This window comes from Clostridium senegalense JC122 (assembly GCF_000285575.1).
In the GTDB taxonomy this organism is placed as follows: domain Bacteria; phylum Bacillota; class Clostridia; order Clostridiales; family Clostridiaceae; genus Clostridium_J; species Clostridium_J senegalense.
In genome coordinates this window covers 498,301-524,107 of sequence record NZ_HE611050.1, presented here as the reverse complement: position 1 = coordinate 524,107, position 25,807 = coordinate 498,301, and the positions used below count along the sequence as shown (strand labels likewise).

Annotated in this window: 20 protein-coding genes and 2 pseudogenes; 21 read left to right on the top strand and 1 reads right to left on the bottom strand. The window is 26.9% G+C overall.

Translation table 11 applies throughout. The annotated features are described in order from the left end of the window. Positions 1 to 417: 417 nt before the first annotated feature. The 18 genes and pseudogenes from dnaJ to ppdK all read left to right on the top strand — a co-directional run bounded on the left by dnaJ (position 418) and on the right by ppdK (position 19,087). Positions 418 to 1,542, top strand: a complete 1,125-nt coding sequence (gene dnaJ / locus CSGHG_RS03070) for a molecular chaperone DnaJ (protein ID WP_010292612.1) — start codon at positions 418 to 420, stop codon at positions 1,540 to 1,542. Between the two features lie 255 nt (positions 1,543 to 1,797). Further along, positions 1,798 to 2,735: pseudogene (gene prmA / locus CSGHG_RS19735) on the top strand (50S ribosomal protein L11 methyltransferase). Between the two features lie 357 nt (positions 2,736 to 3,092). Beyond that, complete coding sequence (locus CSGHG_RS03060) at positions 3,093 to 3,842, top strand: 16S rRNA (uracil(1498)-N(3))-methyltransferase (RefSeq protein WP_010292607.1); 750 nt, start codon at positions 3,093 to 3,095, stop codon at positions 3,840 to 3,842. Further along, positions 3,842 to 5,146, top strand: a complete 1,305-nt coding sequence (gene mtaB / locus CSGHG_RS03055) for a tRNA (N(6)-L-threonylcarbamoyladenosine(37)-C(2))-methylthiotransferase MtaB (protein ID WP_010292606.1) — start codon at positions 3,842 to 3,844, stop codon at positions 5,144 to 5,146. Before CSGHG_RS03060 ends, mtaB begins: the two co-directional genes overlap by 1 nt. Positions 5,147 to 5,298: 152 nt before the next feature. Continuing rightward, on the top strand, positions 5,299 to 5,643 hold the full coding sequence (locus tag CSGHG_RS03050) for a histidine triad nucleotide-binding protein (RefSeq protein ID WP_010292603.1): 345 nt from the start codon (positions 5,299 to 5,301) through the stop codon (positions 5,641 to 5,643). A 125-nt stretch (positions 5,644 to 5,768) separates the two neighbouring features. Next, positions 5,769 to 5,945, top strand: a complete 177-nt coding sequence (gene rpsU, locus CSGHG_RS03045; protein WP_010292600.1) for a 30S ribosomal protein S21 — start codon at positions 5,769 to 5,771, stop codon at positions 5,943 to 5,945. Positions 5,946 to 5,968: 23 nt separating this feature from the next. After that, positions 5,969 to 6,415 (top strand): GatB/YqeY domain-containing protein, encoded by a 447-nt coding sequence (locus tag CSGHG_RS03040; RefSeq protein WP_010292598.1) that lies wholly within the window; start codon positions 5,969 to 5,971, stop codon positions 6,413 to 6,415. Positions 6,416 to 6,765: 350 nt separating this feature from the next. Continuing rightward, positions 6,766 to 7,050: a sporulation protein YqfC gene (gene yqfC / locus CSGHG_RS03035; protein WP_010292594.1), complete on the top strand. Its 285-nt coding sequence runs from the start codon at positions 6,766 to 6,768 to the stop codon at positions 7,048 to 7,050. Next, positions 7,010 to 8,215: a sporulation protein YqfD gene (gene yqfD / locus CSGHG_RS03030; protein WP_010292592.1), complete on the top strand. Its 1,206-nt coding sequence runs from the start codon at positions 7,010 to 7,012 to the stop codon at positions 8,213 to 8,215. Before yqfC ends, yqfD begins: the two co-directional genes overlap by 41 nt. A 53-nt stretch (positions 8,216 to 8,268) precedes the next feature. Continuing rightward, positions 8,269 to 10,392 (top strand): HD family phosphohydrolase, encoded by a 2,124-nt coding sequence (locus tag CSGHG_RS03025; RefSeq protein WP_010292590.1) that lies wholly within the window; start codon positions 8,269 to 8,271, stop codon positions 10,390 to 10,392. Next, positions 10,364 to 10,865: pseudogene (ybeY, locus tag CSGHG_RS19730) on the top strand (rRNA maturation RNase YbeY). Before CSGHG_RS03025 ends, ybeY begins: the two are co-directional and overlap by 29 nt. A 139-nt stretch (positions 10,866 to 11,004) precedes the next feature. After that, positions 11,005 to 11,703 carry a diacylglycerol kinase gene (locus CSGHG_RS03015; protein WP_010292584.1) on the top strand — a complete coding sequence of 233 codons (699 nt, stop codon included), beginning with the start codon at positions 11,005 to 11,007 and terminating at the stop codon, positions 11,701 to 11,703. A 193-nt stretch (positions 11,704 to 11,896) separates the two neighbouring features. Continuing rightward, on the top strand, positions 11,897 to 12,295 hold the full coding sequence (locus CSGHG_RS03010) for a cytidine deaminase (RefSeq protein WP_010292582.1): 399 nt from the start codon (positions 11,897 to 11,899) through the stop codon (positions 12,293 to 12,295). A gap of 15 nt (positions 12,296 to 12,310) precedes the next feature. Continuing rightward, the gene (era, locus tag CSGHG_RS03005) at positions 12,311 to 13,195 is read left to right on the top strand and encodes a GTPase Era (protein WP_010292578.1); all 885 of its coding nucleotides are present in this window, start codon (positions 12,311 to 12,313) and stop codon (positions 13,193 to 13,195) included. 11 nt (positions 13,196 to 13,206) lie between these two features. Continuing rightward, a complete protein-coding gene (gene recO / locus CSGHG_RS03000; RefSeq protein WP_010292575.1) occupies positions 13,207 to 13,950 on the top strand; it encodes a DNA repair protein RecO in 744 nt (247 codons plus the stop codon). 54 nt (positions 13,951 to 14,004) lie between these two features. Next, positions 14,005 to 14,577, top strand: coding sequence for a DUF4342 domain-containing protein (locus CSGHG_RS19725; RefSeq protein WP_010292573.1), 573 nt, complete (start codon positions 14,005 to 14,007; stop codon positions 14,575 to 14,577). 1,174 nt (positions 14,578 to 15,751) lie between these two features. Then, positions 15,752 to 16,384, top strand: a complete 633-nt coding sequence (locus tag CSGHG_RS02990; protein ID WP_026022200.1) for a helix-turn-helix transcriptional regulator — start codon at positions 15,752 to 15,754, stop codon at positions 16,382 to 16,384. A 66-nt stretch (positions 16,385 to 16,450) separates the two neighbouring features. Continuing rightward, on the top strand, positions 16,451 to 19,087 hold the full coding sequence (gene ppdK / locus CSGHG_RS02985; protein ID WP_010292570.1) for a pyruvate, phosphate dikinase: 2,637 nt from the start codon (positions 16,451 to 16,453) through the stop codon (positions 19,085 to 19,087). Positions 19,088 to 19,140: 53 nt separating this feature from the next. Here the strand turns inward: ppdK and CSGHG_RS02980 are convergent, their stop codons facing one another. Then, positions 19,141 to 20,208, bottom strand: coding sequence for a CotS family spore coat protein (locus CSGHG_RS02980; RefSeq protein ID WP_010292568.1), 1,068 nt, complete (start codon positions 20,206 to 20,208; stop codon positions 19,141 to 19,143). A gap of 540 nt (positions 20,209 to 20,748) precedes the next feature. Between CSGHG_RS02980 and CSGHG_RS02975 the strand changes: the two genes are divergently transcribed. From CSGHG_RS02975 to rpoD, 3 genes are all read left to right on the top strand, one after another. After that, positions 20,749 to 21,783 (top strand): deoxyguanosinetriphosphate triphosphohydrolase, encoded by a 1,035-nt coding sequence (locus CSGHG_RS02975; protein ID WP_010292566.1) that lies wholly within the window; start codon positions 20,749 to 20,751, stop codon positions 21,781 to 21,783. 338 nt (positions 21,784 to 22,121) lie between these two features. Then, positions 22,122 to 23,888 carry a DNA primase gene (gene dnaG, locus CSGHG_RS02970; protein WP_010292565.1) on the top strand — a complete coding sequence of 589 codons (1,767 nt, stop codon included), beginning with the start codon at positions 22,122 to 22,124 and terminating at the stop codon, positions 23,886 to 23,888. Positions 23,889 to 23,907: 19 nt separating this feature from the next. Next, positions 23,908 to 24,972 carry an RNA polymerase sigma factor RpoD gene (gene rpoD, locus CSGHG_RS02965; RefSeq protein WP_010292564.1) on the top strand — a complete coding sequence of 355 codons (1,065 nt, stop codon included), beginning with the start codon at positions 23,908 to 23,910 and terminating at the stop codon, positions 24,970 to 24,972. Positions 24,973 to 25,807: the final 835 nt, after the last annotated feature.

Genomic DNA, 25,807 nt, shown 5'->3' with positions numbered 1-25,807 from the left:
ATTTATTTTAAAAGATTAAAAAGTAAAGGTTGATAGTTATGAGTGTGTATAGTCAAATAATTAAATAGTATTTAATTATAAATACCATAACTATCAACTTTTTTAAAATTTATTAAAAAAATTAGCTTAATACTACTCAAAAAAGGGGGATGAGCATAAGAGCTCTTCCCTCAATTTGAGTAATATGTATTAATTATAAACATTAATTTGATTTTTATTTAATAAAATATACTTAAATTGGTAACAGCTTTGATTAAGTTTTAATAAAATAGATATATATATAATAATTTAAAATTGATAAAAAGCACTACATACTAATGCGGTTAAAGTGGAATTTTATTATATTAGTGTTGAAATAATAGGTAATATAATTTATATTATAAAGGTTAGAGTATAATAGGTGGTGAAATTAATATAATGGCAAATAAAGATTACTATGAAATTTTAGGTGTAGATAAAAGTGCAACTGAAGAAGAAATAAAAAGGGCTTTTAAGAAATCTGCATTAAAATATCACCCAGACAGGAATCCAGGTGATAAAGAGGCAGAAGAAAAGTTTAAAGAGTTAAACGAAGCATACCAAGTGCTTTCAGATAGCGAAAAAAGACAAAGATATGATCAATTTGGAACAGCTGATTTTAATGGTCAAGGATTTGGTGGATTTGAAGGCGGATTTGGTGGATTCGACTTTGGAGACATATTTGGCGATATATTCGGAGGTTTTGGTGGATTTGGTGGAAGTTCATCAAGAAGAAATGGACCGAGAAAAGGTGCAGATCTTGAGTACAATATAAATCTTACTTTTGAAGAAGCTGTATTTGGCGTAGAAAAAGAAGTGAAAATAAGCAGAAAAGAAAAGTGTGAAAGTTGTAATGGATCAGGGGCTAGTAATGGATCAGCTCCAAAAACATGCTCTAAATGTAATGGTACTGGACAAGTAAGAGTACAAAGACAGACACCAATAGGGGTTATAGCTACATCTTCAACTTGTGATGTTTGTGGAGGAAAGGGTCAAGTAATAGATAGTCCTTGCTCAACTTGCAGAGGTACAGGTAAAGAAACTAAAAGAAGAAACATAACTATAAATATACCAGCAGGTGTAGATAATGGAAATGTTATGCCATTAAGAGGGCAAGGCGAAGCTGGGGAAAATGGTGGTCCAGCAGGAGATTTATATATAAATATTAGGGTTCAATCTCACAAAATATTTGTAAGAAAAGGGTTTGATATTTATATAGAAACACATGTAAGTTTTGCTCAAGCTGCATTAGGAGCAGAAATAAAAGTTCCTACAGTTGACGGAGATGTTAAATACGTTGTGCCAGCTGGTACACAACCGGGAACAACATTTAGATTAAAAGGTAAGGGAGTTCCAAGAGTTAATTCAGCAGGACGTGGAGATCAGTATGTTAAAGTTATAGTAGATGTTCCAAAAGAGCTAAATGAAAAACAAAGGGAAGCTCTTAATATGTTTATGGAAGCTAGTGAAGAATCTAGTGAAGGAATACAACATCATACTAAAAGAAAATGGTTTGGAAAATAGATTGAAAGAGAAACTTCAAGTAAGAAGTTTCTTTTTGCTTTTTAGTAAATAATTAAATTGATAATAAGTTAATTGATATTGAAGATATAAATATAATGGATGATTTTAGGGTTAATTTATTTAAAAAAGGTTAAAATTTATGATAGTATATATAGATAAAGATATTTAATTAAAAATATAATTTAAATAATATATAAATAACATTAATTTATACAGGTTTTAATGTAATATAATTAATATTGGAGGAAAAGTTTTATGAGTAAAGAATGGATTGAAATAACAGTTGTAACAAGCTGTGAAGCTGTAGAAGCAGTAACAGGAATATTTTATGGTACAGAGGTTGAAGGTGTGTCTATAATAGATTCTGAAGATGTAGAGTTTAAGAAAAAAATCCTGGTGATTGGGATTATTTTGATGAAAAAATATTAAACATAAAAAAAGGTGCTGTAGTAAAAGGATATTATAAACAAGATGAAAACCTTGAAAAATATATAAAATACATAAAAGAAAATGTAGAAAAATTATCTGAATATGGTTTTGATAAAGGTGAAGGAACTGTTGATGTGGTAAAAGTAAATGAAGAGGATTGGGAAAATAATTGGAAAAAATATTATAAGCCTACTAAAATAGGAAATAAAATTGTTGTAAAGCCAATATGGGAAGATTATAATGCAAAAGATAATGAGTTAATTGTAGAGTTAGATCCTGGTATGGCATTTGGTACAGGAACACATGAAACAACTAGAATGTGTATAAAATCTTTAGAAAAGTATGTTGAAAGTAATAGCAGAGTATTTGATATAGGAACAGGATCAGGAATACTTGCTATAGCTGCTGCAAAACTTGGAGCGAAAGAAGTTATAGCAGTAGATTTAGATCCAGTAGCAGTGGATTCAGCAAAAAATAATGTTGGATTTAATGATATTGAAAATGTAAAAGTCTTACACGGAGATTTAATGGAAGTTGTGGAAGGAAAAGCTGATATTATTGTAGCTAATATAATAGCAGATGTAATAATATTTTTAACAGAAGGTATTAAAAAGTTTATAAATAAGAATGGGTATTTTATAACTTCAGGAATAATATTAGATAAACAACAAGAAGTTCAAAATAAAATGAAAGAATGTGGATTTGAAGTTGTAGAAGTTATTAATGATGGAGAATGGGCTTGTGTAATAGCTAAAAATATATAAGTTGCATTTTAACACTTAATTAGATATTATATTTTTTATATAGATAATTATCAATGATAATTTAATAGTGCTACAAGGCTATAAGTTAAATTTAAAGATTATTAGTTTAAAAGTTAGATATTTGAACTAATAAAATATAATGATCAATGTTTTAAATTCAAAATTATATTTTATATGAAACATTTTTAAATTATTCAATAAATTTAAATGGGAGCTTGTTTCCCTGTATAATTCTTTAAAGTTTAACTATACTTTTATACCTTGTATTTTTATTTGTATCATTGGAATTATATGAAAGTATTATTTATATATAAGTGAAAAACATATTATTTAAAGTTAATCAACGGTGGTGAAAAAATGCATAAGTTTTTTGTAGATAAAGAAAATATATGTTGTGATTTATGTAAAATAGATGGTGAAGATGTAAAACATATATATAAAGTTTTAAGATTAAAAATTGGAGATAAAATAAATATAAATAATTGTGAAGGTAAAGAATATTTGGCTGTAATTGAAGAGATTAATAAAAAAGAAGTTACAGCAAAAATACTTGAACAGTGTGAGCTAAATAATGAGAGTGATGTAAGAGTGCACTTGTTTCAAGGGTTGCCAAAGTCAACTAAAATGGACTTAATAGTTCAAAAAAATACAGAATTAGGAATAGCATCTATAACACCAGTAATAATGGAAAGAGTAGTTGTTAAAAATGACTCAGAATTTAAAAAAGTTGATAGATGGAATAGAATAGCATTGGAAGCCTGCAAACAAAGTAAAAGAAGTTTAATTCCAAGTATAAATAAACCAATAGAATTTGAGAAACTTATAGAAAAGATAGAGGATATGGATTTAATTATAGTTCCCTATGAAAATCAAAAGGGATATGGAATAAAAAGGCTTACAAATAATTTAGATAAAAATTCTATAAAAAATGTAGCTATTGTAATTGGACCGGAAGGTGGCTTTGAAGAAGAAGAAATTGAAAAATTAAAAGCTAATGGTGCTAATATAGTTACATTAGGGCCAAGAATATTAAGAACAGAAACAGCAGGATTTACAGCTTTAAGTCTTATAATGTACGAATTAGCTGATTTAGGAGGAGTTTTATAATGAAAGTTGCTTTTGCTACTTTAGGGTGTAGAGTTAATGTTTATGAGTCAGAAGCTATGACGGAAAAATTTATAAAAGAGGGATATGAAACTGCAACTTTTGAAGCAGCAGCAGATGTTTATGTAATAAATACATGTACAGTTACTAATATGGGAGATAAAAAATCTCGTCAAATGATTTCTCGAGCAAGAAGAAAAAATCCAGAGGCAATAATAGCAGTTGTTGGTTGTTATTCTCAAATTGCTTCAGAGGAAATTTCTAAAATAGAAGGTGTAGACGTAGTTTTAGGCACAAAAAATAAAGGGGACATTGTTTATTATGTAAATAGAGCTAGAGCTGAAAAAAAACAATTTGTAGAAGTAAATGATGTATTAAAAAATAAAAAATTTGAAGAATTAAAAATAGAAGAATATCAGGATAAAACCCGTGCATTTTTAAAAATTCAAGATGGATGTAATCAGTTTTGTTCATACTGTTTAATTCCTTTTGCTAGGGGAGCTGTATGTAGTAAAAATCCAGATTTGATTTTAGAAGAAGTAAGACAACTGGCTTCAAATGGATTTAAAGAAATTATTTTATCAGGAATTCATATTGCATCATATGGTGTGGATTTAGACAATGATTGGTCCTTAGTTAAAGTTTTAGAAGAGATAAATAAAATAGAAGGTATAGAAAGAATAAGGATAGGTTCCATTGATCCAACATTTTTTACAGATGGAGTTATTGAAAAAATAACTTCTTTAGAAAAACTTTGTCCTCATTTTCATTTATCACTTCAAAGTGGATCAAATGCTACATTAAAAAGAATGAATAGACATTATAATGCTGAAGATTATAAGCATGTTGTAAATAATCTAAGAAAGTACATAGAAAATGTTTCTATAACTACTGATGTAATTGTTGGTTTTCCAGGAGAAAGTGAAAAAGAATTTGAAGAGACTTATAAATTCTTGCAAGATATAAAATTATCTAAAATACATGTATTTAAGTATAGTCCAAGAAGTGGAACTAAGGCTGCAAAGATGATGCTTCAAGTAGATGGTAATATCAAAGAACAAAGAAGTGAAAACCTTATAGAATTAAATTTAAATCTTGAAAAAGATTTTATGGAAAAGTTTAAGGGCAAGAGTATGAAAGTCTTATTCGAAGAAGAAATGAAAAATAAAAAAAATCATTATATAGGATATACGCCTAATTATATGAAAGTTATAGTAAAAAGTGCAGAAAAGTTAGATGGTAAAATATTAGAAGTTAAACTTTTAGAAGTAGAAAAAGAAAATATGGTAGGTATGCTAGAAAAATAGTAAATTCTAATAAAAAAACTAGAATAGTGCACAATAAGATATTATAATTAATTTTGTATTTTGATTATTTATATATTTTAATATAAATAAAATTTATATTAAGGAGGGTAGAGTTTATTTTAACATTATATGGTTAATCTAAACGGAACATTATGAGTGATTGTATTTTTTGTAAAATAGCTAAAGGTGAAATACCTAGTCAAAAAGTTTATGAAGACGATAAAGTTCTAGTTTTTAATGATATAAATCCAGAAGCTCCAGTGCATGTTCTTGTTATTCCTAAAGAACATATAGTAAGTGCTAATGAAATAACTGAAGAAAATTCTGACATAATATCTCATATATTTGTGGTAATTAATAAAATTGCAAAAGAATTGAAAATAGCAGAAGATGGATTTAGAATTGTTAATAACATAGGAAAAAACGGTGGCCAAACTGTTGAACACATGCATTTTCATGTCTTAGGTGGTAGAAATTTAGCATGGCCACCAGGCTAAATAAAAAAATGAAATTGTTGACAGAATATGAAAATGTATTGTATAATTAACAATGTGCTATTTATGTCCCGCATGGCTATTTGAAATTAAAAATTTGAATTGAGCTAGCGGAGGGAGGGATAATAATGTCAGAAATTAAAGTTGGAGAAAACGAATCATTAGAAAATGCTTTAAGAAGATTTAAGAAGAAATGTGCTAGAGCTGGTGTTCTTTCAGAAGTAAGAAAGAGAGAGCATTACGAAAAGCCAAGCGTTAAAAGAAAGAAAAAATCAGAAGCTGCAAGAAAGAGAAAATTCAAATAGAATTTTTGAAAGAAGGTAAAGCTATGTCCCTTAAAGATAGATTACAGCAAGACTGGAAAAATGCTTTAAAGGAAAGAAATAAATTTAAAGCTAGTGTTATAAGTATGGCAAAGGCTGCAATTTTACTTATAGAGAAAAATGGCAGTGGAAGTCTTAATGATGATCAAGTCATTGAGGTTTTAGCTAAGGAAGTTAAACAAAGAAGAGATTCTTTAGAAGAATTTAAAAATGGAAATAGACAAGATTTAGTTGATAGCACTAATGCTGAAATAGAAATCTTGTTGAATTACCTTCCTCAGCAGTTAACTGAAGATGAAATTCGAAAAATTGTTGTAAAGTCTGCGGAAGAAATTGGCGCAAATAGCATAAAGGATATGGGCAAATTAATGTCTATTGTTCGACCTAAAACAAATGGTAGAGCGGACGGAAAAATAGTAAGTCAAATAGTTAAAGAATATTTGAATAAATAAGAACTCAGTTTACTGAGTTCTTTTTTCGTTTATATATAAAAAAATCTCTTTAACCTTAAAACAAGTAATTTATTTTGTTAGACAATCATAAAATAAAACATGTAATTATATAGTAAATAAAAAAGCTATATATAAGTAATATAGTGAAACAAGCTCGAGTTTTAACTTATTCATAACTTACAAAAATATTTTAGTCTAACTGTAATTATGTATTTGAGTGATTTCCGAGCATGTAATCACTCTTTTAGGAATGTAAATACTCATGGTGTGAATAAAGAGTAATTTTAAATTCCTATAAAAATACTATTTAATTATAGTAATTTAAAATACAGGTTAAAGAGGTGGGTACTTTGAAAAATACGATAAAAAAGAAAGCAGAGCTAATTGTTGAAAAATTGGACATACCTAGAGATACTGTATTAGATTTACCTAAAATAACGGTAATATCTAATTCGGAAATTACAATAGAAAACCATAAAGGAATAACTACATTCGAAAGTAATGAGATAAAAGTAAAAACTTCTATTGGTGTGTTGGAAATATTAGGTGAAAATTTTGAAATATCTTTTGTAGGAGGAACAACAATAGTTTTAAATGGAAGTTTTAATGCTATTGGATATAAGAAAAATGAGTAAAGATTTAAATTATAAAAAAGGATTATTAGTAGTAGAAATTGAAACAGTAAATTTAGAAAAGCTTATAAATTTCTTGTGGAGAAGAGATGTAAAAGTAAGGAACTTAAAAAGAAATAGCCTAACCAATTGCACTATGGAAATTGAATTCATTGATTATGAAATTTTATTAGAAGGAGTGAAGAAAACCAATAGTAAATTAAAAGTTCTTAATAGAAAAGGTATTATGTTTAAAATTTTAAAATTGAAAAGGAGAAGAACTTTGCTTGTTACAGTACTTATTTTTGTGGGAGTATTATATTATTTAAGTAGTTTTATTTGGAAGATAGAAGTGGTTACTGAAAATTATATAGCACCTTTTGAAATAAGGGAATTATTAAGATCATATGGCATAGAAAAAGGAACTTATAAAAATAGTTTTGATGTTCATAGAATAGAAGAGAGAATAATAGATGATAATGATGAAGTTATGTGGGTGAAAGCCAGAATAGATGGATCAAAATTGAAAGTTGAGGTAATAGAAAGGCAAGCACCACCAAAAATAAAAGAGGAAAAATTGACAGGAAATATTGTTGCGAAAAGAGATGGAGAAATACAAAGGATTTTTTCGCAGAGTGGGACTGTTATGGTAGAAAGAGGAAAGATTGTCAAAAAAGGCGACTTGTTAATAAAGGGAGAACAAGGAAAAGAAGGTAAGGAATATGATGTTAAGGCAGAAGGAAATGTGTTTGCAAAAACATTTTATGAAGAAAAAAAAGAAATTCCTAAAAATAAAGTAGTGAGAAAAAAAACAGGGGAAAAAGCTAGAAGCTATTATATAAAAATAGGGGGAAAAAAAGTTTATATTAAAAATGCCTTAAATGCATTTGAGAATTATGATAAAATAGAGAATAACAAATGGTTTATAGGTGAGGAAATTTATGAGGAAGTGCTAGAAGAAAATGTTGAGGCAAATACTGATTTGGTTGTTAAAGAACTTAGTAATAATATCTTACTTAACTTAGACAAATTTGTTAAAGTACTAGAAGTAAAGCCTGAAATAAAAGATAAAGGTGATAATTTTTTAATTACAGTACTTGTAATAGCTGAAGAAGACATATCTTTAGAAGAAGCAAAGAGCGACATTGTAGAGGAGAATATAGAGGGAAAAGCTGAAAAAAATGAATAAACAATCTTAGAGTAGGTTAGATATAAACTAGAGAAAAGAAAGTTGGGATGTTTATGAAAGGGTTTAAAATAGGTAAAAAAAAGAAAATGCCTAAATTATCAGCAAGATTAATATTTATTATTACTACTGCTATTATATACTTTTTAACTTCAACTTCTATAATTACAGAAACTTATGATTTAGAGGTTGGGGATATAGCTAAGGTTGATATTAAAGCTCCTAAGGATATTGAAAATCAGTTTGCTACAGAACAGGCAAAGGATGATGCTATAAAACATATAGCAGATGTATATAGTTATAATAGTGAGGTTAGTGTTACTGCAATTAAGACAATAGAAGAGTTTTTTGATACAGTAATAGCAATAAATAAAAAGTATGAGAATTCAACGTCTCAAGAAGATGAAAAACAAAAAAAGATAGAAGAATTAAAAAAGTCATCTAAAATTGCTAATTTATCGGATGAAGCTTATAATACATTGGCAGTATCAGATGTAAAAGACTTAGAAGAATTAAAGACGTTTATGTTAAATTCTATGGAGAAGCTATTTGATGAAGTTAAAATTCATGAAGACAAACCTGAGGAAATAGTTTTGGCTCAAGGAATAATAACAACATTATTTAATAATTCTAGATTTTCTAAGAACTTAAAAGATGTTGGTATGGCAGTAGGATATTCACAAGTAAAACCAAGCTTTTTTGTTGATTATGAAAAAACTCAAAAGCAGAAAGATGAAGCTCAAAAGGCTGTAAAACCTGTAGTTATAAAAAAAGATCAAATAATTGTTAAAGAAGGGGAACCTGTAAGTCAAATCGAAATAGAAATTTTAAAGGAGTTAGGTCTTTTAAATAAAGATAAGTCTCTTAGAATAAATTTGTATGCAACACTTCTAATATTAGTGTTAGGTGTAATGCTGATGCAGTGGTACTATCTAAAAACTATTAGATGGGAGATATATAAACAGTATAATAAAACTGTAGTTATAAATATTTTAACTGTAATAGCTGTTATATTAAGTGCAACTCTAAATATGATTTCGCCATATTTAATACCATTTGCATGTGTACCTATATTAATGAGTATACTTGTGGATGAAAAAGTTTCTATGACTATAAATATATTGAATGTATTAATTATAAGCATAATTATAAATTTTAATCCAAGCGTTATGCTTATAGCTCTTTTAAATGCAGTATATGCACCAATTGTATTAAAAAAAATACAACAAAGAAATGATATATTGCAATCTTGTTTATACTTAGCAGTATTAAATTTTGTTTTTACATTTGCAATAGGTTATGTTCTTAGTAACCATGTTGTAGGTATAATAACTCAAGCTGCATTTGCAGCCACTGCAAGTTTAATATCAGGAATTTTAGCTATAGGTATGTTACCTTTTTTAGAAAATATTTTTGATATAGTGACAAACATAAAATTGTTAGAAATGGCAAATCCTAATAGCCCGCTTTTAAAAAGGTTATCCATGGAGGCACCAGGAACATATAATCATAGTGTGTTAGTTGCAAATTTAGCTGAAATAGCCGCTGAAGCTGTAGGTGCTAATGCTGTCTTAGCTAGGGTGGCATCTTATTATCATGATGTAGGAAAAATAGAGAGATCTTATTATTTTAAAGAAAATCAATTTAGTGGAGAGAATCCTCATGATAAAATATCACCTAAGTTGAGTTCATTAATAATAACTTCTCATGTTACTGATGGTATTGAACTTGCTAAAAAATATGGTATACCAACTGTTATACAGGATATAATAGGCCAACACCATGGGGATTCTTTGGTAAAATACTTTTATATTACAATGAAAAATAATTCGGAAAATCCCGATGACATAAATGAAGAAGATTATAAATACAAAGGACCAGCGCCTTTCACGAAAGAAGCAGGTATTATAATGTTAGCAGATAGTGTTGAAGCGGCAGTTAGGTCTATACAAAACCCAACTAAAGAAAAAATAGAAAATATGGTAGATAACATCTTTAAAGGAAAGTTATCAGAAAATCAATTGGATAATTGTGAATTAACTTTTAGGGATCTTAAGATTATAAAAGATTCTTTTCTGAAAGTATTAAAGGGGATATATCATGAAAGAATAGAGTACCCTATGGATAGATTGGAGAATAAGGAGAAAAATAATGATACTAATAGACAACAGGCAAAGTAAAATTGAAGTAACAGAAGAATTAGAAGATAAAATGAAAGAAATAATAGAATATAGTTTAAAAGAAGAATGTGTAAATGTACCTTATGAGATTAGCATAATATTTGTTGATAATAAAGAAATAAAAGAAATTAACAATGATATGAGAGGAATAGACAATGCTACGGATGTGTTATCTTTTCCTATGTTAGAATTTGAAAAGGATAAATATTTTAAAGATATATATGTAAATTATGAATTTATGCCTTATGAACTAAATGAAGGGCGATTAGTTTTAGGTGATATGGCTTTATCTCTTGAAAGGGCAAAAGAACAATCTATAGAATATGGACACTCTTTTATAAGGGAAGTTATGTATCTAGTAGTACATTCTATATTACACCTTCTAGGTTATGATCATATGGAAGATGATGATAAGAAAATAAATGAGAAAAAGAGAAGAAGACATAATGCAAAAATTTAATATAACAAGATAATAGAATTCACAATCTAAATTAAATTAGTTATAAAATATTTTGAACACATAAGATAAATTTAAAAAATATGAGCAAAATATGAGTGACTATATAAAAGTTAGATTGTGAATTTTTTACTACAAATAAGGGGCTAGTATTTATGAAAGTTAAGAAAATTTTAGATAGTTTTAACTATGCTATAGAGGGAATAATATATTCTATAAGGACTCAAAGAAATATGAGAATACATGTTTTAGCAGCGATAATGGTTTTAACTTTATGCTTTTTTTATGATTTAAGTAAAGTTGAGTTACTTATTACCACTATAACGATAACTATGGTAATTGTTGCTGAAATGATAAATACGGCTGTAGAGGCTGCAATTGACGCAACTACTAATTATTATCATCCTCTTGCTAAAATATCAAAAAATGTTGCTGCTGGGGCTGTACTAATAACTGCGGTTAATGCAGTAATAGTAGCATATGTGATATTTTGGGATAGAATAAGACCTTTTTCCATTAATGTACTTAGTAAAATTAGAAATTGTGATCCACATATGATATTTCTTATATTAGTTATAGTTAGCATACTTACTTTAGTTGTAAAAGCAATATTTGGAGAGGGAACACCATTAAGAGGTGGGATGCCAAGTGGACATAGTGTAATATCTTTTTCTATTGCAACAACTATAACTTTAATTAGTAATGATTCTGTAATAATGGTGTTAGCTTATTTTTTGGCATTAATTGTAGCGCAAAGTAGAGTTGATGCTAAAATACATTCTGTATTAGAGGTTGCTGTTGGTGCAATGTTTGGAATATTGATAACTTTGCTTTTGTATAATTTTTTCTCTTAAATACTTAAAAAACATTGAATTAAAATTATTTAGTGGTATAATTTACGTACACTTTATATGTATAAAAATAGTAAAGAATCAAATAAAATTTTAATGAATATATATAAGAAATGTTTATAAAAAAATAGTATGATTTATAAGATGCATGATTAGTTTATTATTTGTTAAAAGTTTGTATTTAGGAGGAATAGATATGGATTATAAAAAATTAGTAAAAGAAGCTATAGAAGCAAGAAAGAATGCATATGTTCCATATTCCAATTTTAAGGTTGGAGCGGCGGTAATCACAGAAGATGGAAGTATATATGGAGGATGTAATATAGAAAATGCATCTTATGGTGCTGCTAATTGTGCTGAAAGAACAGCTATATTTAAAGCAATTTCTGAAGGACATAATGCTATAAAGGCTATAGCTGTTGTAGGAGACCAATCTACATACACAGCTCCTTGTGGAATATGCAGGCAAGTAATATCAGAGTTCTTAGAAGAAGATGGAAAAATAATATTGGTTAAAAATGAAGATGATTATAAAATAAAAACTTTAGAAGAAATTTTACCAGAAGCATTTACAAAGAAAGACTTAATAAAGTAAGTATTGGAGGATAAAATGTTTAAATCAGGATTTATAACAATAATAGGAAGACCTAATGTAGGAAAATCTACATTATTAAATTATATCATGGGAGAAAAGGTATCTATAGTTTCTAGTAGACCACAGACTACAAGAGATAATATACAGACTATAAAAACAACTGAAGATTATCAGATGATATTTGTAGATACTCCAGGAATGCATAAGCCAAGACACAAACTGGGAGAATATATGGTTAATGTAGCAAAGGATTCATTAAAAGAAGTAGATTTAGTGTTATTTATAACAACACCAGAAGATGAAATGCATAGAGGAGATGAACATATATTAAATCAGCTTAAAGAAGCTGGAGTTCCAACATTTTTATTAGTAAATAAAATTGATGAAAATCCTGCAGAAAGAGTTGCTAAAGCTATAGATACATATTCTAAAACTATGAACTTTGAAGAAGTTGTTCCTTTATCTGCAATTAATGGAAAAAATGTAGAAACATTAATGAAACTTATAGTTGAAAATTTACCAGAAGGGCCAAAGTATTATCCAGAGGATATGATTATAGATAAACAAGAAAGATTTATAGTTACAGAAAGTATTAGAGAAAAAGCCTTAAGGTTATTATCTAAAGAAGTTCCTCATGGAATAGCGGTAGAGATAATATTAATGAAAAAAAATGAAAAAGGTGTATATAAAATAGAGGCTAATTTATTATGCGAAAAAGATTCTCATAAAGGTATAATAATAGGCAAAAATGGAAGTATGCTTAAAAAGATATCTACATATGCAAGACAAGATTTAGAAAAGTTTTTTGGAAGCAAAGTAAATCTTAAACTTTGGGTTAAAGTGAAAAAGGACTGGAGAGATAGTCCTACAATGCTTAAAGAACTTGGATATAAAAAATAGGAGTTTAAGATTTGAATCTAATAAAAACTAGGGGGATAGTTTTAAAAACTCAAGATTACAAAGAGAATGATAAACTGGTATGGCTTTTTACAGAAAAATTAGGAAAAGTTTCATTAATAGCTAAAGGTTCTAGAAAAGGAAAAAGTAAACTTATGTCAATTACACTTCCATTTTGTTATGGCGAATTTGTACTTTATAAAGGTAGAAGTATGTATATATTAAATGAAGGAAAAATAATAGAATCATTTCAAGATTTACTAGAGGATTTTGAATACTTAATATATGGTTCGTATTTAAATGAATTGGTTGACATATGTTGCGAAGATGAACAAAAAGAATTCTTTATATTCAAAGATTTGATTACAGCTTTTTATTTGATGAAGAATAAAGTTGTAGATTTAGATATTTTAGCAAGAGCCTTTGAATTGAAAATTTTATCGCATACTGGTTATGGTATAAATTTAGAAGAGTGTTGTATATGTGGAAATAAAATAAATACTTCAAATTATTTATCTATGCAATATTACGGTATGATTTGTAATGATTGTGAGAAAAGATATGTAACACAAATATCAACAATAGCTTATAATATATTAAAATTCCTTAATAAATCTGAATTGGAAAAAGTTCCAAGGATAAAGGTACCACAAAATGCAAAAAAAGAAATAGAACAAATATTAAGTAATATTATAAGTGCAAATTATACTAAAAGACCTAAGAGTCTTGATATGTTAAAATATTTCAAGGTAGAATAGAATTTTTATTTGTAGAACTTTTAAAATAAAGTTTTAAAGTGTGGGGGTGTAAAAATGGGTGAAATAACTTTAGAAAAAATAGATATATTAAGAAACAGATTTAATATTAGTTATAGTGAAGCAAAAAAAGTTTTGGAAAAATGTGATGGTGATTTAGTAGAAGCATTGATTTATTTAGAATCAAGCGAATCATATAAAAAGAAAAATGAACTTTTTGATAAAGATGAAATAATTGGTTATATAAAAAGATTAATTGAAAAAGGGAATGTAACTAGAATAAGAGTAAAAAAAGATGATGAGATAATAATTGACGTACCCTTAAATGGTGTTATAGTAACGGGAGCAATATCTGCATTATATCCTAAATTTCTAGTATTACTTACTGCAACATTAACAGCAACTGCTGTTGTTACTAAGATTACTATAGAAGTAAGCAAGGAAGATGGAACAGTAGAAGTAATTAATAAATATATAGAAAATGGCAAAAAGGTTGTAAAAGCTACAACTTCAGATGTAATGGAGAAAGTATCAGATGTAACATCTACAATAAAATTAAAATTAAATAATTTATCAGATAAAGAGGATAATTTAAAGGAAAATTCATTTTCTTATAAAGTTAATTTGTAAAAGATATAGGGAAACAAGCTCCAATTTAAATTTATTTAATAACTTTAAAATATTTTTATATAAGATATAGTTTTGAATTCTAAGTGATTCGGAGCATGTCTCACTAATTTGGGTATCCAAGTTTTGAAATGGATAATTTTAAAAATCAATTTGGAACCCTATATAGGGAAATGAGCTTCAACTTAAATTTATAAATTAAATTTTTGTTATCAGTTAAGAAAAATAAGTATAAATATAGTTAGTTAAGAATTATGAATTTTGGATGAAAGTGGCAACCACTTTCTGAAAATGATTTTAAAAAATCTATCAATATAATTTGCTTTGCAAATTTATAAAAAGATATGTTGAGAATTACTAGGAACGAAGTGAGTAGTAATAACCATAACTGTTAACTATTCACTCTTAACTTTTAACTAAAATAATCTGTTAGTTATTGAAAAAATATTAATTTGAGTTTTCTCATTTAATAAATGAATAAGTTTAAAATTTAATTTGGAATTCTATAGCCCTTAAATATAATATTTATTTAGGGGTTTATTTTAATTAAATAACTTTTAAAATTAAAAAATGGAGAAATATAAGGAAATATACGAAAAAATATACTTTATTAATGTTATATTTATAACAAGCAAGAAATAAAATGAAAACTTGTATATTCAGCTTAAAATAGATATAATAAAAACTTGTTAATCATATATGTATTTTGAAATATTTAATAAAAAGGTGTATAATAAAAAGTAAAGTAGCATAAAAAATATACAATATCAAATTTAAAGTATAACAGATATAATGCGAAAAACCTAAATAAAATACATTTTCCATTGTTTTTTTAAAAAATTAAATTTTATTTAAAATTGAATGTATTAAACATTAAATCATGTAAATATTTAAAATAATTTGAAATTTAAATGTTATCCTTCATAATTTGCATGATATATCCCTGTATGGTAAAATATAGAGGAAAATATACTAGTTTATAATATTTTATAAAATAAGATATTATAAAAAAGATTAATATTTGTTAAAATAAATAAAATCATAATAAAAGCTAAATTAAAGTAATATTTAGTTTATTTTTGATTGATAGGTATTTTACACATCAAAATTGTAAAATTTTGTTTTATAAAAAAAGAGGATAGCATTAAAAAATTTAAACTGAAAGAGGGCGAAGACAATAGAATTCTCACCAAGGCAAGAAGAAATTATAAAACTTGTAAAAGAAAATGCACCAATTACTAGTGAAGCATTAGCTGCAAAATTAGGGTTGACCCGTTCAGCTTTAAGAGCAGATTTATCAATTTTAACTATGATTGGTATATTAGAAGCAAGACCTAAAGTCGGATATATTTACTCGAAAAATTCATCAATAGGCTTTAGTAGTGATTATATAAGAAGTATTAAAGTAAAAGATGTAATGTCAAAGCCTATAGTAGTACAAGAAGAAACTACTGTATATAATGCTATTTTAGATTTGTTTTTAAGTGATGTAGGTACTTTGTTTGTAGTGAATAATGATAATTTAGTTGGTATTGTTTCTAGAAAAGATTTTATTAAAACTGCTATGGGTACTGCAGATATACACAAAGTTCCAGTAGGCATAATTATGTCAAGAATGCCAAATATAGTTTTAGTAGAAGAAGAAGATTCAGTATATGATGCTGCAAAAAAAATAATTGAACATGAAGTTGATTGCTTACCGGTCATAGATAAAGAAATTGAAGATGGCAGAGAGGTTTTTAAGATAAAGGGGAAAGTTTCAAAAACTAGCATAACTAATATATTTGTTAAACTGGGTGAAGATAGATAAATTGAAAAATTTATCTATTTAGCTATATATTTCTAATATTATTTTGTAATTAAGGGGTTGTTTAACATGGAAGAGAAAAAATATGTGTACCTATTTAAAGAAGGAAATGGTGATATGCGTGATTTGCTTGGGGGCAAAGGTGCAAATCTAGCAGAAATGACCAACATAGGAATACCTGTACCTATGGGATTTACGGTAACAACAGAGGCATGTAATAAATATTATGAAGATGATGAAATTATATGTGATGAAATTGTAAATCAAATTTATAATAAATTGGAACAATTAGAAAAAGAAACAGGTAAACAATTTGGGGGGCTTCAAAATCCATTGCTAGTTTCAGTAAGGTCAGGAGCAAGAGCTTCTATGCCGGGCATGATGGATACAATATTAAATTTAGGATTAAATGATGATACTGTAGAAGTAATGGCTAAAAAAACATCAAATCCAAGGTTTGCATATGACTCTTATAGAAGATTTATTCAAATGTTTTCAGATGTAGTAATGGGAATAGATAAAAAACTTTTTGAGAACATAATGGATGAAAAGAAAAATGAAAAATCAGTTAAATTAGACACAGAATTAAATGCGGATGACTTAAAAGAATTAGTAATAAAATTCAAAGAACTTTATAAAAAGGAAATAAATGAAGAATTTCCTATAGAACCTAAAAAGCAATTAATACAGTCTATAACAGCAGTATTTAGGTCTTGGAATAATCCAAGAGCTATAGTATATAGAAGGCTTAATGATATTCCATCTAGTTGGGGTACTGCTGTTAATGTTCAAGAAATGGTATTTGGAAATAAAGGTAATACATCAGGAACAGGTGTTGGTTTTACAAGAAATCCGGCAACAGGAGAAAATAAAATATTTGCAGAATACTTAATGAATGCTCAAGGCGAAGATGTTGTTGCAGGAATAAGAACACCACAACCAATTTCAAAATTAAAAGAGGATATGCCTAAAATATATGAAGAATTTATATCCATAGCAGATACTTTAGAAAAACATTATAAAGATATGCAAGATATGGAGTTTACTATAGAAGAAGGCAAATTATATTTTCTTCAAACAAGAAATGGAAAAAGAACAGCTCAAGCTGCATTAAAGGTTGCAGTAGATTTAGTAGAAGAAGGTATGATTTCTAAAGAAGAAGCAGTGTTGAAGGTTGACCCAAAACAATTGGATACTTTGTTGCATCCAAATTTTGACAACAAAGAAATAGAAAAAAGTACTCCTATAGCAAGTGGACTTCCAGCTTCACCAGGTGCAGCTTGTGGTAAAATATACTTTACAGCAGAAGCTGCAAAACAAGCTCATGAAGGTAGAGGAGAGAAAGTTGTTTTAGTTAGGCTTGAAACATCACCAGAGGATATAGAGGGAATGGTAGCCGCAGAAGGAATACTTACAGTAAGAGGTGGTATGACATCCCATGCTGCAGTTGTTGCAAGAGGTATGGGGACTTGTTGTGTAGCTGGATGCGGTGAAATAAGGGTTAATGAAGAAGAAAAAACTTTAATAGCTAACAACGTAATATACAAAGAAGGAGATTATATATCACTAGATGGAAGTACTGGTAATGTATATGCAGGTGAAATTAAAACTGTTGAACCAGCTATAAGCGGATATTTTGAAACACTTATGGGTTGGGCAGATAATATAAGAGCTCTAAAAATAAGAACTAATGCAGATACACCAAAAGATACTGCACAAGGTATTAGATTTGGTGCTGAAGGTATTGGTCTTTGTAGAACAGAGCATATGTTCTTTGCAGCAGATAGAATAATGGCTGTTAGAGAAATGATAGTTGCAAAAAATGAAGAAGAAAGAAAGAAAGCTTTAAACAAAATACTCCCAATTCAAAGACAAGATTTTATAGAAATCTATGAAGAGTTAAAAGGAAAACCTGCAACTATAAGATTTTTAGATCCACCGCTACATGAATTCTTACCATCAGATGAAGAAGATATAAAGGAATTGGCAGAAGACTTAGATATAACTGTAGCAGATTTAAAATCTACAATTCAATCATTGCATGAATTTAATCCAATGATGGGACATAGAGGTTGTAGGCTTGCAGTATCTTATCCAGAAATAGCAGAAATGCAAGCAAGAGCTGTAATAGAAGCAGCTATAGATGTAAAAAGAAGAAAAGGATATGATATAGTTCCAGAAATAATGATTCCGTTAGTTGGAGAAGTAAAAGAGTTAAAATGCATAAAAGATGTTGTGGATAAAGTTGCAAAAGAAATTATATCACAAAGTGATGTTAAGTTTGAATATCTTGTAGGAACTATGATAGAAGTTCCTAGAGCAGCTCTTACTGCAGATAAAATAGCGGAGGAAGCTGAATTCTTCTCATTTGGAACCAATGATTTAACACAAATGACATTTGGTTTCTCAAGAGATGATGCAGGAAACTTCTTAAAACATTATTATGATAAAAGAGTTTATGAATTTGATCCTTTCCAAAAACTAGATCAAGATGGTGTTGGAAAGTTAGTTGAAATGGCTGCTAAGTTAGGCAGAGGATCTAGACCAAACTTAAAAGTTGGAATTTGTGGAGAACATGGTGGAGATCCATCTTCAGTTGAATTTTTCCATAGTGTAGGATTAAACTATGTTTCATGTTCACCATTTAGAGTTCCAGTAGCTAGATTGGCAGCAGCTCAAGCGCAAGTTAAGAATCCACGAAAATAATATTTACAAATATAAACCGCTACACATATGTGTAGCGGTTTTAACATTAAAAACTAAAGTCTTGTGTTAAATTTTTGTTCTATATAACCTTTAAATTTTAAAGAGAAATCATATTGATAATAGCAGTCTTTTGTTGCTTTTTTTAGCATTTTACAAAAGACTTTTTTATTACATTTATTTATATTACCAAAATAATCTCTTGATAATTTCCAATATTTTTGAGGAAATGACAAATATGATAAAAGATACTTATAATCATCTAAAGTAAGTTGTGAACTTAGTTCATACTCTTCAAAAAAACTCATGGCTACAGTAAAATTCCAATTTATTTTTTCCTTACGTAAAACTCTTCTTAAACAATAACCAATATCAAGGGCACAATAATCAATTTTACATTTATCAAAATCTATTACCCATACATTATCATCTATGTCTAAAATTAAATTTTTACTAACGTAATCATTATGGCAAATGGACTTAGATAAATATGATTCATCTATTAGAGAAGCTATATAATTAGATAATTGAGCTGATTTTATATTGATTTCAAAACTTTTTAAATATATTTTAGAATAATTATCATTAAATCTACAAGCTAAGTTAAAGTAAACTAATAAATTATTAAAGTGTTTGTTTATGGATTTATAAAGATTACTACAACCAACCTTAATTTTACTTTCGCTTATAGGTTGAAATAATTTAGAATAACTATGAATTTTGCCTAGGGTTTCTGCAGCTAGTAGTATTTCATATTGAGAATTAAAATTGCATTTAAGTCCATCAATCCAAGGAGTTAAAATAAATAGCATATCATTATAGTTTACAAATCTACCATGATTTTTTGTAGGTAAAATTCTAGGAACATGTATATTATGTCTATAAATCCACTCTATAGCAGAATATACAAACATAAGTTCTTCTGCAGGATAATAAACTTTCTTAAGACAATATGTATTATCCGGTGTAACAATCTTATAAACAGCTCTTTGTTTATCAGTATTTTTAAACTTAATTTGCTCTATAGTAAAATCATTTAAATCATAATGTGGAATAACATAAGTTTTTACGTTATTTATAGTTAAAAAGTTAGAATTATTTTTAGAAACATCTAATGTACTCATTAATAATACTCCTTTAAAAAGATTACATTATAAACATATTAATAAAAAAACGCTAATATACATGAATGATAAAAATACTTTATTAAAATTAGAATAATAATAAAAATATTAGAATAAACTTAAATGGATTCATATGAAAAATGAACTTAAATCTTAATTTATTCATAAGTTGTAGAAAATTTATTGCATATTCAAAATTATATTTTAAATGAAGATATTAGATATAATCAGATTTGGAAATAAAACTATGTTTAAGGGAACAATTTTTAATTCTCGAAGTACTAAACATATTTAAATATTTTATTAATGTAAAAGTTATATTTAAATTTAAAATTAGAAATTTACAAATAATAGATTTGACTTTAAGTTATTTTAGTTATATGATTTATAATTGCTAAAGTATTATAAAAATATAACTAAATTTTTATAATACTTTAGTGTTTCTAAAGAAAATATATAGTATAATTTAATTTTAATAAAGGAATTTCAATAATATTGATAGAATAAGTAAGTAACATATAAAGGTTAGGAGGATTTTTGATGAATATAAGAGAAAAAATAGAAAAAAATGAAAAGCTTATATTAAATCCTTTTGCAACTTATTCAATAAATACAAAGGGTAGAAAAATATTAGAGAAAGATGATGACTTTAGAACTTGTTACATGATAGATAGAGATAGAATAATTCATTCTAAATCTTTTAGAAGATTAAAAGTTAAAAGTCAAGTATATATTAAAACATTAAATGATCATTATAGAACAAGACTCACACATACTTTAGAGGTTTGTCAAGTAGCTAGAACTATAGGAAAAGCTATAGGATTAAATGAGGATTTAATAGAAGCAATAGCATTAGGGCATGATATCGGACATGGACCATTTGCTCATACTGGTGAAGAAGTATTAAATGAACTTTTGCCTGGTGGTTTTATGCACAATAAAAATAGTATAAGGGTTTTAACTAAAATAGAAAATGATGGGAAAGGACTAAATTTGACGACTGAAGTGCTAAATGGCATACTTTATCATAGCGGTTTTGGATTAAATGTGAGTAATCCAATGACCTTAGAAGGACAAGTTGTTAAATATAGTGATAAGATAGCCTATGTAAATCATGATATTGATGATTCTATAAGAGCAGGTTTATTAAAAGAAAAAGACCTTCCTATGGATATTATAAAGATTTTAGGAGAAAATCATAATAAACGAATAAATAATTTAATAATAGATTGCATTAATAAAACTCTTGAAAATATAAGTAAAAATATAGTTAAAGTTGAGTTATCATTAGAAATTGAAGAAGCTTTAAGTAATTTAAGGAGATTTATGTTTAAAAAAATCTATAAAGGAAATATTTTAAAACTAGAGAGAGATAAGGCAAAATTTATTTTACGACATGTTTATGAATATTTTTATAATAAACCAGAGCAGCTACCAGATTTCTATAAAAATATTGTTTTAAAAGAAGGATTACATCAGGGGGTAGCGGATTATATAGCAGGTATGAGTGATGAATATTGTTTAAGAGTGTTTAATGACATATATGTGCCTAAATGCAGTACATATATTATATAAAATATGTCAATAATGTATTTAGAAGAATTTGATATATAAAAATTTAAAATTACATTTTAAATTATATTACCTAAAAAATGAAATTGATTTTTAAAATAGATTAAATTCAAGGAGATATTTAGGAAAAAATTTTCTATAATTTATGAATAAATTAAAATATGAACTTGTTTAGCTATAAAATGTTATAAAAATTTAACTTTTTGAAGGAGATTTCTACTTTATAAAGAATATATAAAAAGTGAAATATAAATTTCGATAAAAAAATTAAAAATAAAGAAGGAATTTTAAAATTTTTGTCGAATTTCAAGAAGATAAATAAAAAAGGTGGGATTTAGTTAGTGATTTCAGAAGAAGTCATTCAAAGAATTAAAGATGAAGCAGATATAGTAGATATTATATCTGAAAAAATTTCCTTGAAAAGAGCAGGAAGAAACTTTATTGGAAGATGCCCATTTCATAATGAGAATACTCCATCCTTTACTGTATCTCCAGATAAGCAAATTTATAAGTGCTTTGGTTGTGGAGAAGCTGGTAATGTTTTTAGTTTTGTCATGAAAACAGAGAATCTGACTTTCCCAGAAGTAATAAAAAAATTAGGAGAAAAGTTAGGGATAGAAGTAGAAGAAAAAGGGGTTATAAATAAAGAAAAAAAAGATAAACTTGAAAGAATGAAAAAGTTGAATGTAGATGCAGCTAAATTCTTTTTTGCTAACTTAAGAAAAAGTGAAAAATCCATGAATTACCTAAGAAATAGAAAAATTACAGATAAGACAATGAATAGGTTCGGACTAGGTTTTGCATTGGACAATTGGCAAGATTTAAGAAATTATCTTAAAAATAAAGGATATTCCGATAAAGAAATGGAACAGTTAGGATTAATAATAAAAAGTCCTAAAAATAATTATTATAATAGATTTAGGAATAGGATAATATTTCCAGTGTTTAATCATAGAGGTACAGTTATAGGTTTTGGAGGAAGAGTTTTAGATGATAGCAAACCTAAATATTTAAACTCTCCTGAAACACCGTTATTTTATAAAGGCACTAATTTATATGGGTTAAATTTTGCAATAAAAGAAGACTTTAAAAAGACGATAGTTATGGTAGAAGGATATATGGATTGTATAGCTTTATATCAAGAGGGAATAAAAGGGGTCGTAGCTACTTTAGGAACTGCTTTAACAGAAGATCAAGCTAAACTTTTAAAAAGATATGCAGATAAGGTTATAATTGCTTATGATGCAGACAATGCAGGGCAAAAGGCAACTGCAAGAGGATTAGAAATATTGAAGAAAGTTGGACTAGAGGTTAGAGTACTTTCAATACCTAAAGGTAAAGATCCAGATGATTTTATAAAAAGATATGGTAAAAGCGCTTTTGAAAAACTTATGGATGATGCATTACCACTTATAGAGTATAGATTAAAAAAGGCAGAAGAAGGAATAAATTTCTCAGATAATGAAATGATAATAAAGTATAAGAATTTAGCAATGAAAATACTACAAGATGTAGGTGAATTTGAAAGAAACATCTATATAAAACAAATTGCTGAGAAATTAAATGTAAAAGATGAAATATTAAATGATGAATTTAATAGAATAAATAAAAAAATACAATCTAATAATGTAATTGATTTTGACAAATTTAATAAGACCTCATATATTGAGCCAGCAATTGTTAAAGCAGAAAGAATTTTATTAAAGTATATGTTAGAAGAAAAAGAATACTTTAATAAAACAAAAGAATTGTTGGAAAATATAGGGTTTTCATCTGAAGCACATAAGAGAATTTATGAGTTGATAATTAAATTTTCCAATTTAGATTATAACAATAAAATACAATCTATTGAAAATAATTGTAATGATAGTGAAACAACTAAACAATTTATTAACTTATTGCAGTGCTCTATTGATAAGGAAAGTTGTAATATAGATAAAATGATAGAAGATTGTATAAAAAATATAAAAAAATATAAGTTAGAGGAGTCAGAAAAAGAAATTATGAATAAAATTAAACATTATGAAGCACAAGGAAATGTGGAAGAAACATTAAAATATACTCAGCAGTTTATAGAAATACAAAAGACTTTAAAAAACTTACAATAGCATGAAAGGAGGTAACACAATGAAAGACAAGAACTCAAAGGTTGCAGTAGTAAAGAAACTTATAGAAAAAGGAAAAAAGCAAGGATCTTTAACTTATAAAGAAATTGTAGAAGAATTAGATGATGTAGAACTAAATCCAGAGCAAATAGAAAAAATATACGAAGCATTAGAAGCAATGGAAATTGATGTAGTTGGGGAAATTCAGGAAGAAGAAGAAGAAGAGGAAGAGATAGATATATCTATACCGGAAGGTATTTCAATAGATGATCCAGTAAGAATGTACTTAAAGGAAATAGGAAAGGTGCCTTTATTATCTTCAGAAGAAGAAATAGACTTAGCACAAAGAATAGAAGAAGGTGAAGAGTATGCTAAGAAAAAATTAGCAGAAGCAAACCTTAGACTTGTTGTAAGTATAGCTAAGAGATATGTTGGAAGAGGTATGTTATTTTTAGATTTAATACAAGAGGGAAATTTAGGACTTATAAAAGCTGTTGAAAAGTTTGATTATAGAAAAGGATATAAATTCTCAACATATGCAACTTGGTGGATAAGACAGGCAATAACAAGGGCTATAGCAGATCAAGCTAGAACTATTAGAATACCAGTTCATATGGTCGAAACTATAAATAAGTTAATAAGGGTTTCAAGACAGTTACTTCAAGAGCTAGGAAGAGAGCCGCTACCAGAAGAAATTGCAAAACAAATGGATATGTCTGTAGATAAAGTTAGAGAAATAATGAAAATAGCTCAAGAGCCAGTATCATTAGAAACTCCTATAGGTGAAGAAGAAGATAGTCATTTAGGTGATTTTATACCAGATGATGAAGCTCCAGCACCAGCAGAAGCAGCTGCATTTACTATGCTTAAAGAACAATTAATTAATCAACTTCAAACTTTAACACCAAGAGAGGAAAAGGTATTAAGATTAAGGTTTGGATTAGATGATGGTAGAGCTAGAACATTAGAAGAAGTAGGTAAGGAATTTAATGTTACTAGAGAAAGAATTAGACAGATTGAAGCAAAAGCATTAAGAAAGCTAAGACACCCAAGTAGAAGTAAGAAATTAAAAGATTATTTAGATTAAAATGAAGTTTAATAATTTTATAAACTGGATTTAAAATATACAAATATAAAGCTAAAGGTACGTCTACCTTTAGCTTATTTTAAATTATAGGGCTTTAATTTTACTTTTAAAACAATTTATTTTAAAATTTCTATACTTTAAATAGTAATGCATTATAGAAAACATTTAAAATTAAAGGAAAGGTTTTATATAAAAAGATTTTAAAGTTATGGAATAAGTTTAAATAGAATATTATTTTATTATAAAAAACAATAAAAAATATAGTTTAAATTTAATTTTACGGTAATTTTATTTTATGATATAATTAGTCCATATTCAGTTTAAGTAATAGTTCAAATTACTAATTTATTTTGTGAAATTTTATGTTGATAGAACTTTAATAAATCTATTATTAGGGTTTGTTTTTCTTGAATTTGATAAAATGTATGTTGTAATTCTGGTCTATTATTTTCTTTAATATTACTTTATGTAAAGGTAAAACATATTAAAAATGAAAAAGAAATTTAGAATAAATGGTTTTAAATTAAATATAGTTTATAATATATAAATTTTATTGAAAAGAGGTGATAATGTGCTATTTAATTCAAGAAAAGAAAAAGAAATAGGATTGGTTTTTTATTTGTAATATTATTTAATATAGCAGTAATTTTTCTTATGAAATATATGAATTCTTATATAATAATAAGTTTATTAAAATTATTATTAATTTCATATAATATATATTATTTTTATTATATAGGTTTATGGATAACGTTAAAGTATGAAATTAATGAAAAAGAAATTTTAATTATTGGTTTTAACGGATTAAAAAGATTAGAATTTCAATAGATGAAAT

Excerpts from the sequence above, each read along its gene's own strand:
- rpsU (WP_010292600.1), top strand. The coding sequence starts at position 5,769 with ATGTCAGAAATTAAAGTTGGAGAAAACGAATCATTAGAAAATGCTTTA.
- CSGHG_RS03060 (WP_010292607.1), top strand. The coding sequence starts at position 3,093 with ATGCATAAGTTTTTTGTAGATAAAGAAAATATATGTTGTGATTTATGT.
- CSGHG_RS03050 (WP_010292603.1), top strand. The coding sequence starts at position 5,299 with ATGAGTGATTGTATTTTTTGTAAAATAGCTAAAGGTGAAATACCTAGT.
- yqfD (WP_010292592.1), top strand. The coding sequence starts at position 7,010 with ATGGAAGTTTTAATGCTATTGGATATAAGAAAAATGAGTAAAGATTTA.
- CSGHG_RS02980 (WP_010292568.1), bottom strand. The coding sequence starts at position 20,208 with ATGAGTACATTAGATGTTTCTAAAAATAATTCTAACTTTTTAACTATA.
- ppdK (WP_010292570.1), top strand. The coding sequence starts at position 16,451 with ATGGAAGAGAAAAAATATGTGTACCTATTTAAAGAAGGAAATGGTGAT.
- CSGHG_RS03010 (WP_010292582.1), top strand. The coding sequence starts at position 11,897 with ATGGATTATAAAAAATTAGTAAAAGAAGCTATAGAAGCAAGAAAGAAT.
- CSGHG_RS03025 (WP_010292590.1), top strand. The coding sequence starts at position 8,269 with ATGAAAGGGTTTAAAATAGGTAAAAAAAAGAAAATGCCTAAATTATCA.
- CSGHG_RS19725 (WP_010292573.1), top strand. The coding sequence starts at position 14,005 with ATGGGTGAAATAACTTTAGAAAAAATAGATATATTAAGAAACAGATTT.
- mtaB (WP_010292606.1), top strand. The coding sequence starts at position 3,842 with ATGAAAGTTGCTTTTGCTACTTTAGGGTGTAGAGTTAATGTTTATGAG.
- era (WP_010292578.1), top strand. The coding sequence starts at position 12,311 with ATGTTTAAATCAGGATTTATAACAATAATAGGAAGACCTAATGTAGGA.
- CSGHG_RS02975 (WP_010292566.1), top strand. The coding sequence starts at position 20,749 with ATGAATATAAGAGAAAAAATAGAAAAAAATGAAAAGCTTATATTAAAT.
- CSGHG_RS03015 (WP_010292584.1), top strand. The coding sequence starts at position 11,005 with ATGAAAGTTAAGAAAATTTTAGATAGTTTTAACTATGCTATAGAGGGA.
- dnaJ (WP_010292612.1), top strand. The coding sequence starts at position 418 with ATGGCAAATAAAGATTACTATGAAATTTTAGGTGTAGATAAAAGTGCA.
- CSGHG_RS03040 (WP_010292598.1), top strand. The coding sequence starts at position 5,969 with ATGTCCCTTAAAGATAGATTACAGCAAGACTGGAAAAATGCTTTAAAG.
- rpoD (WP_010292564.1), top strand. The coding sequence starts at position 23,908 with ATGAAAGACAAGAACTCAAAGGTTGCAGTAGTAAAGAAACTTATAGAA.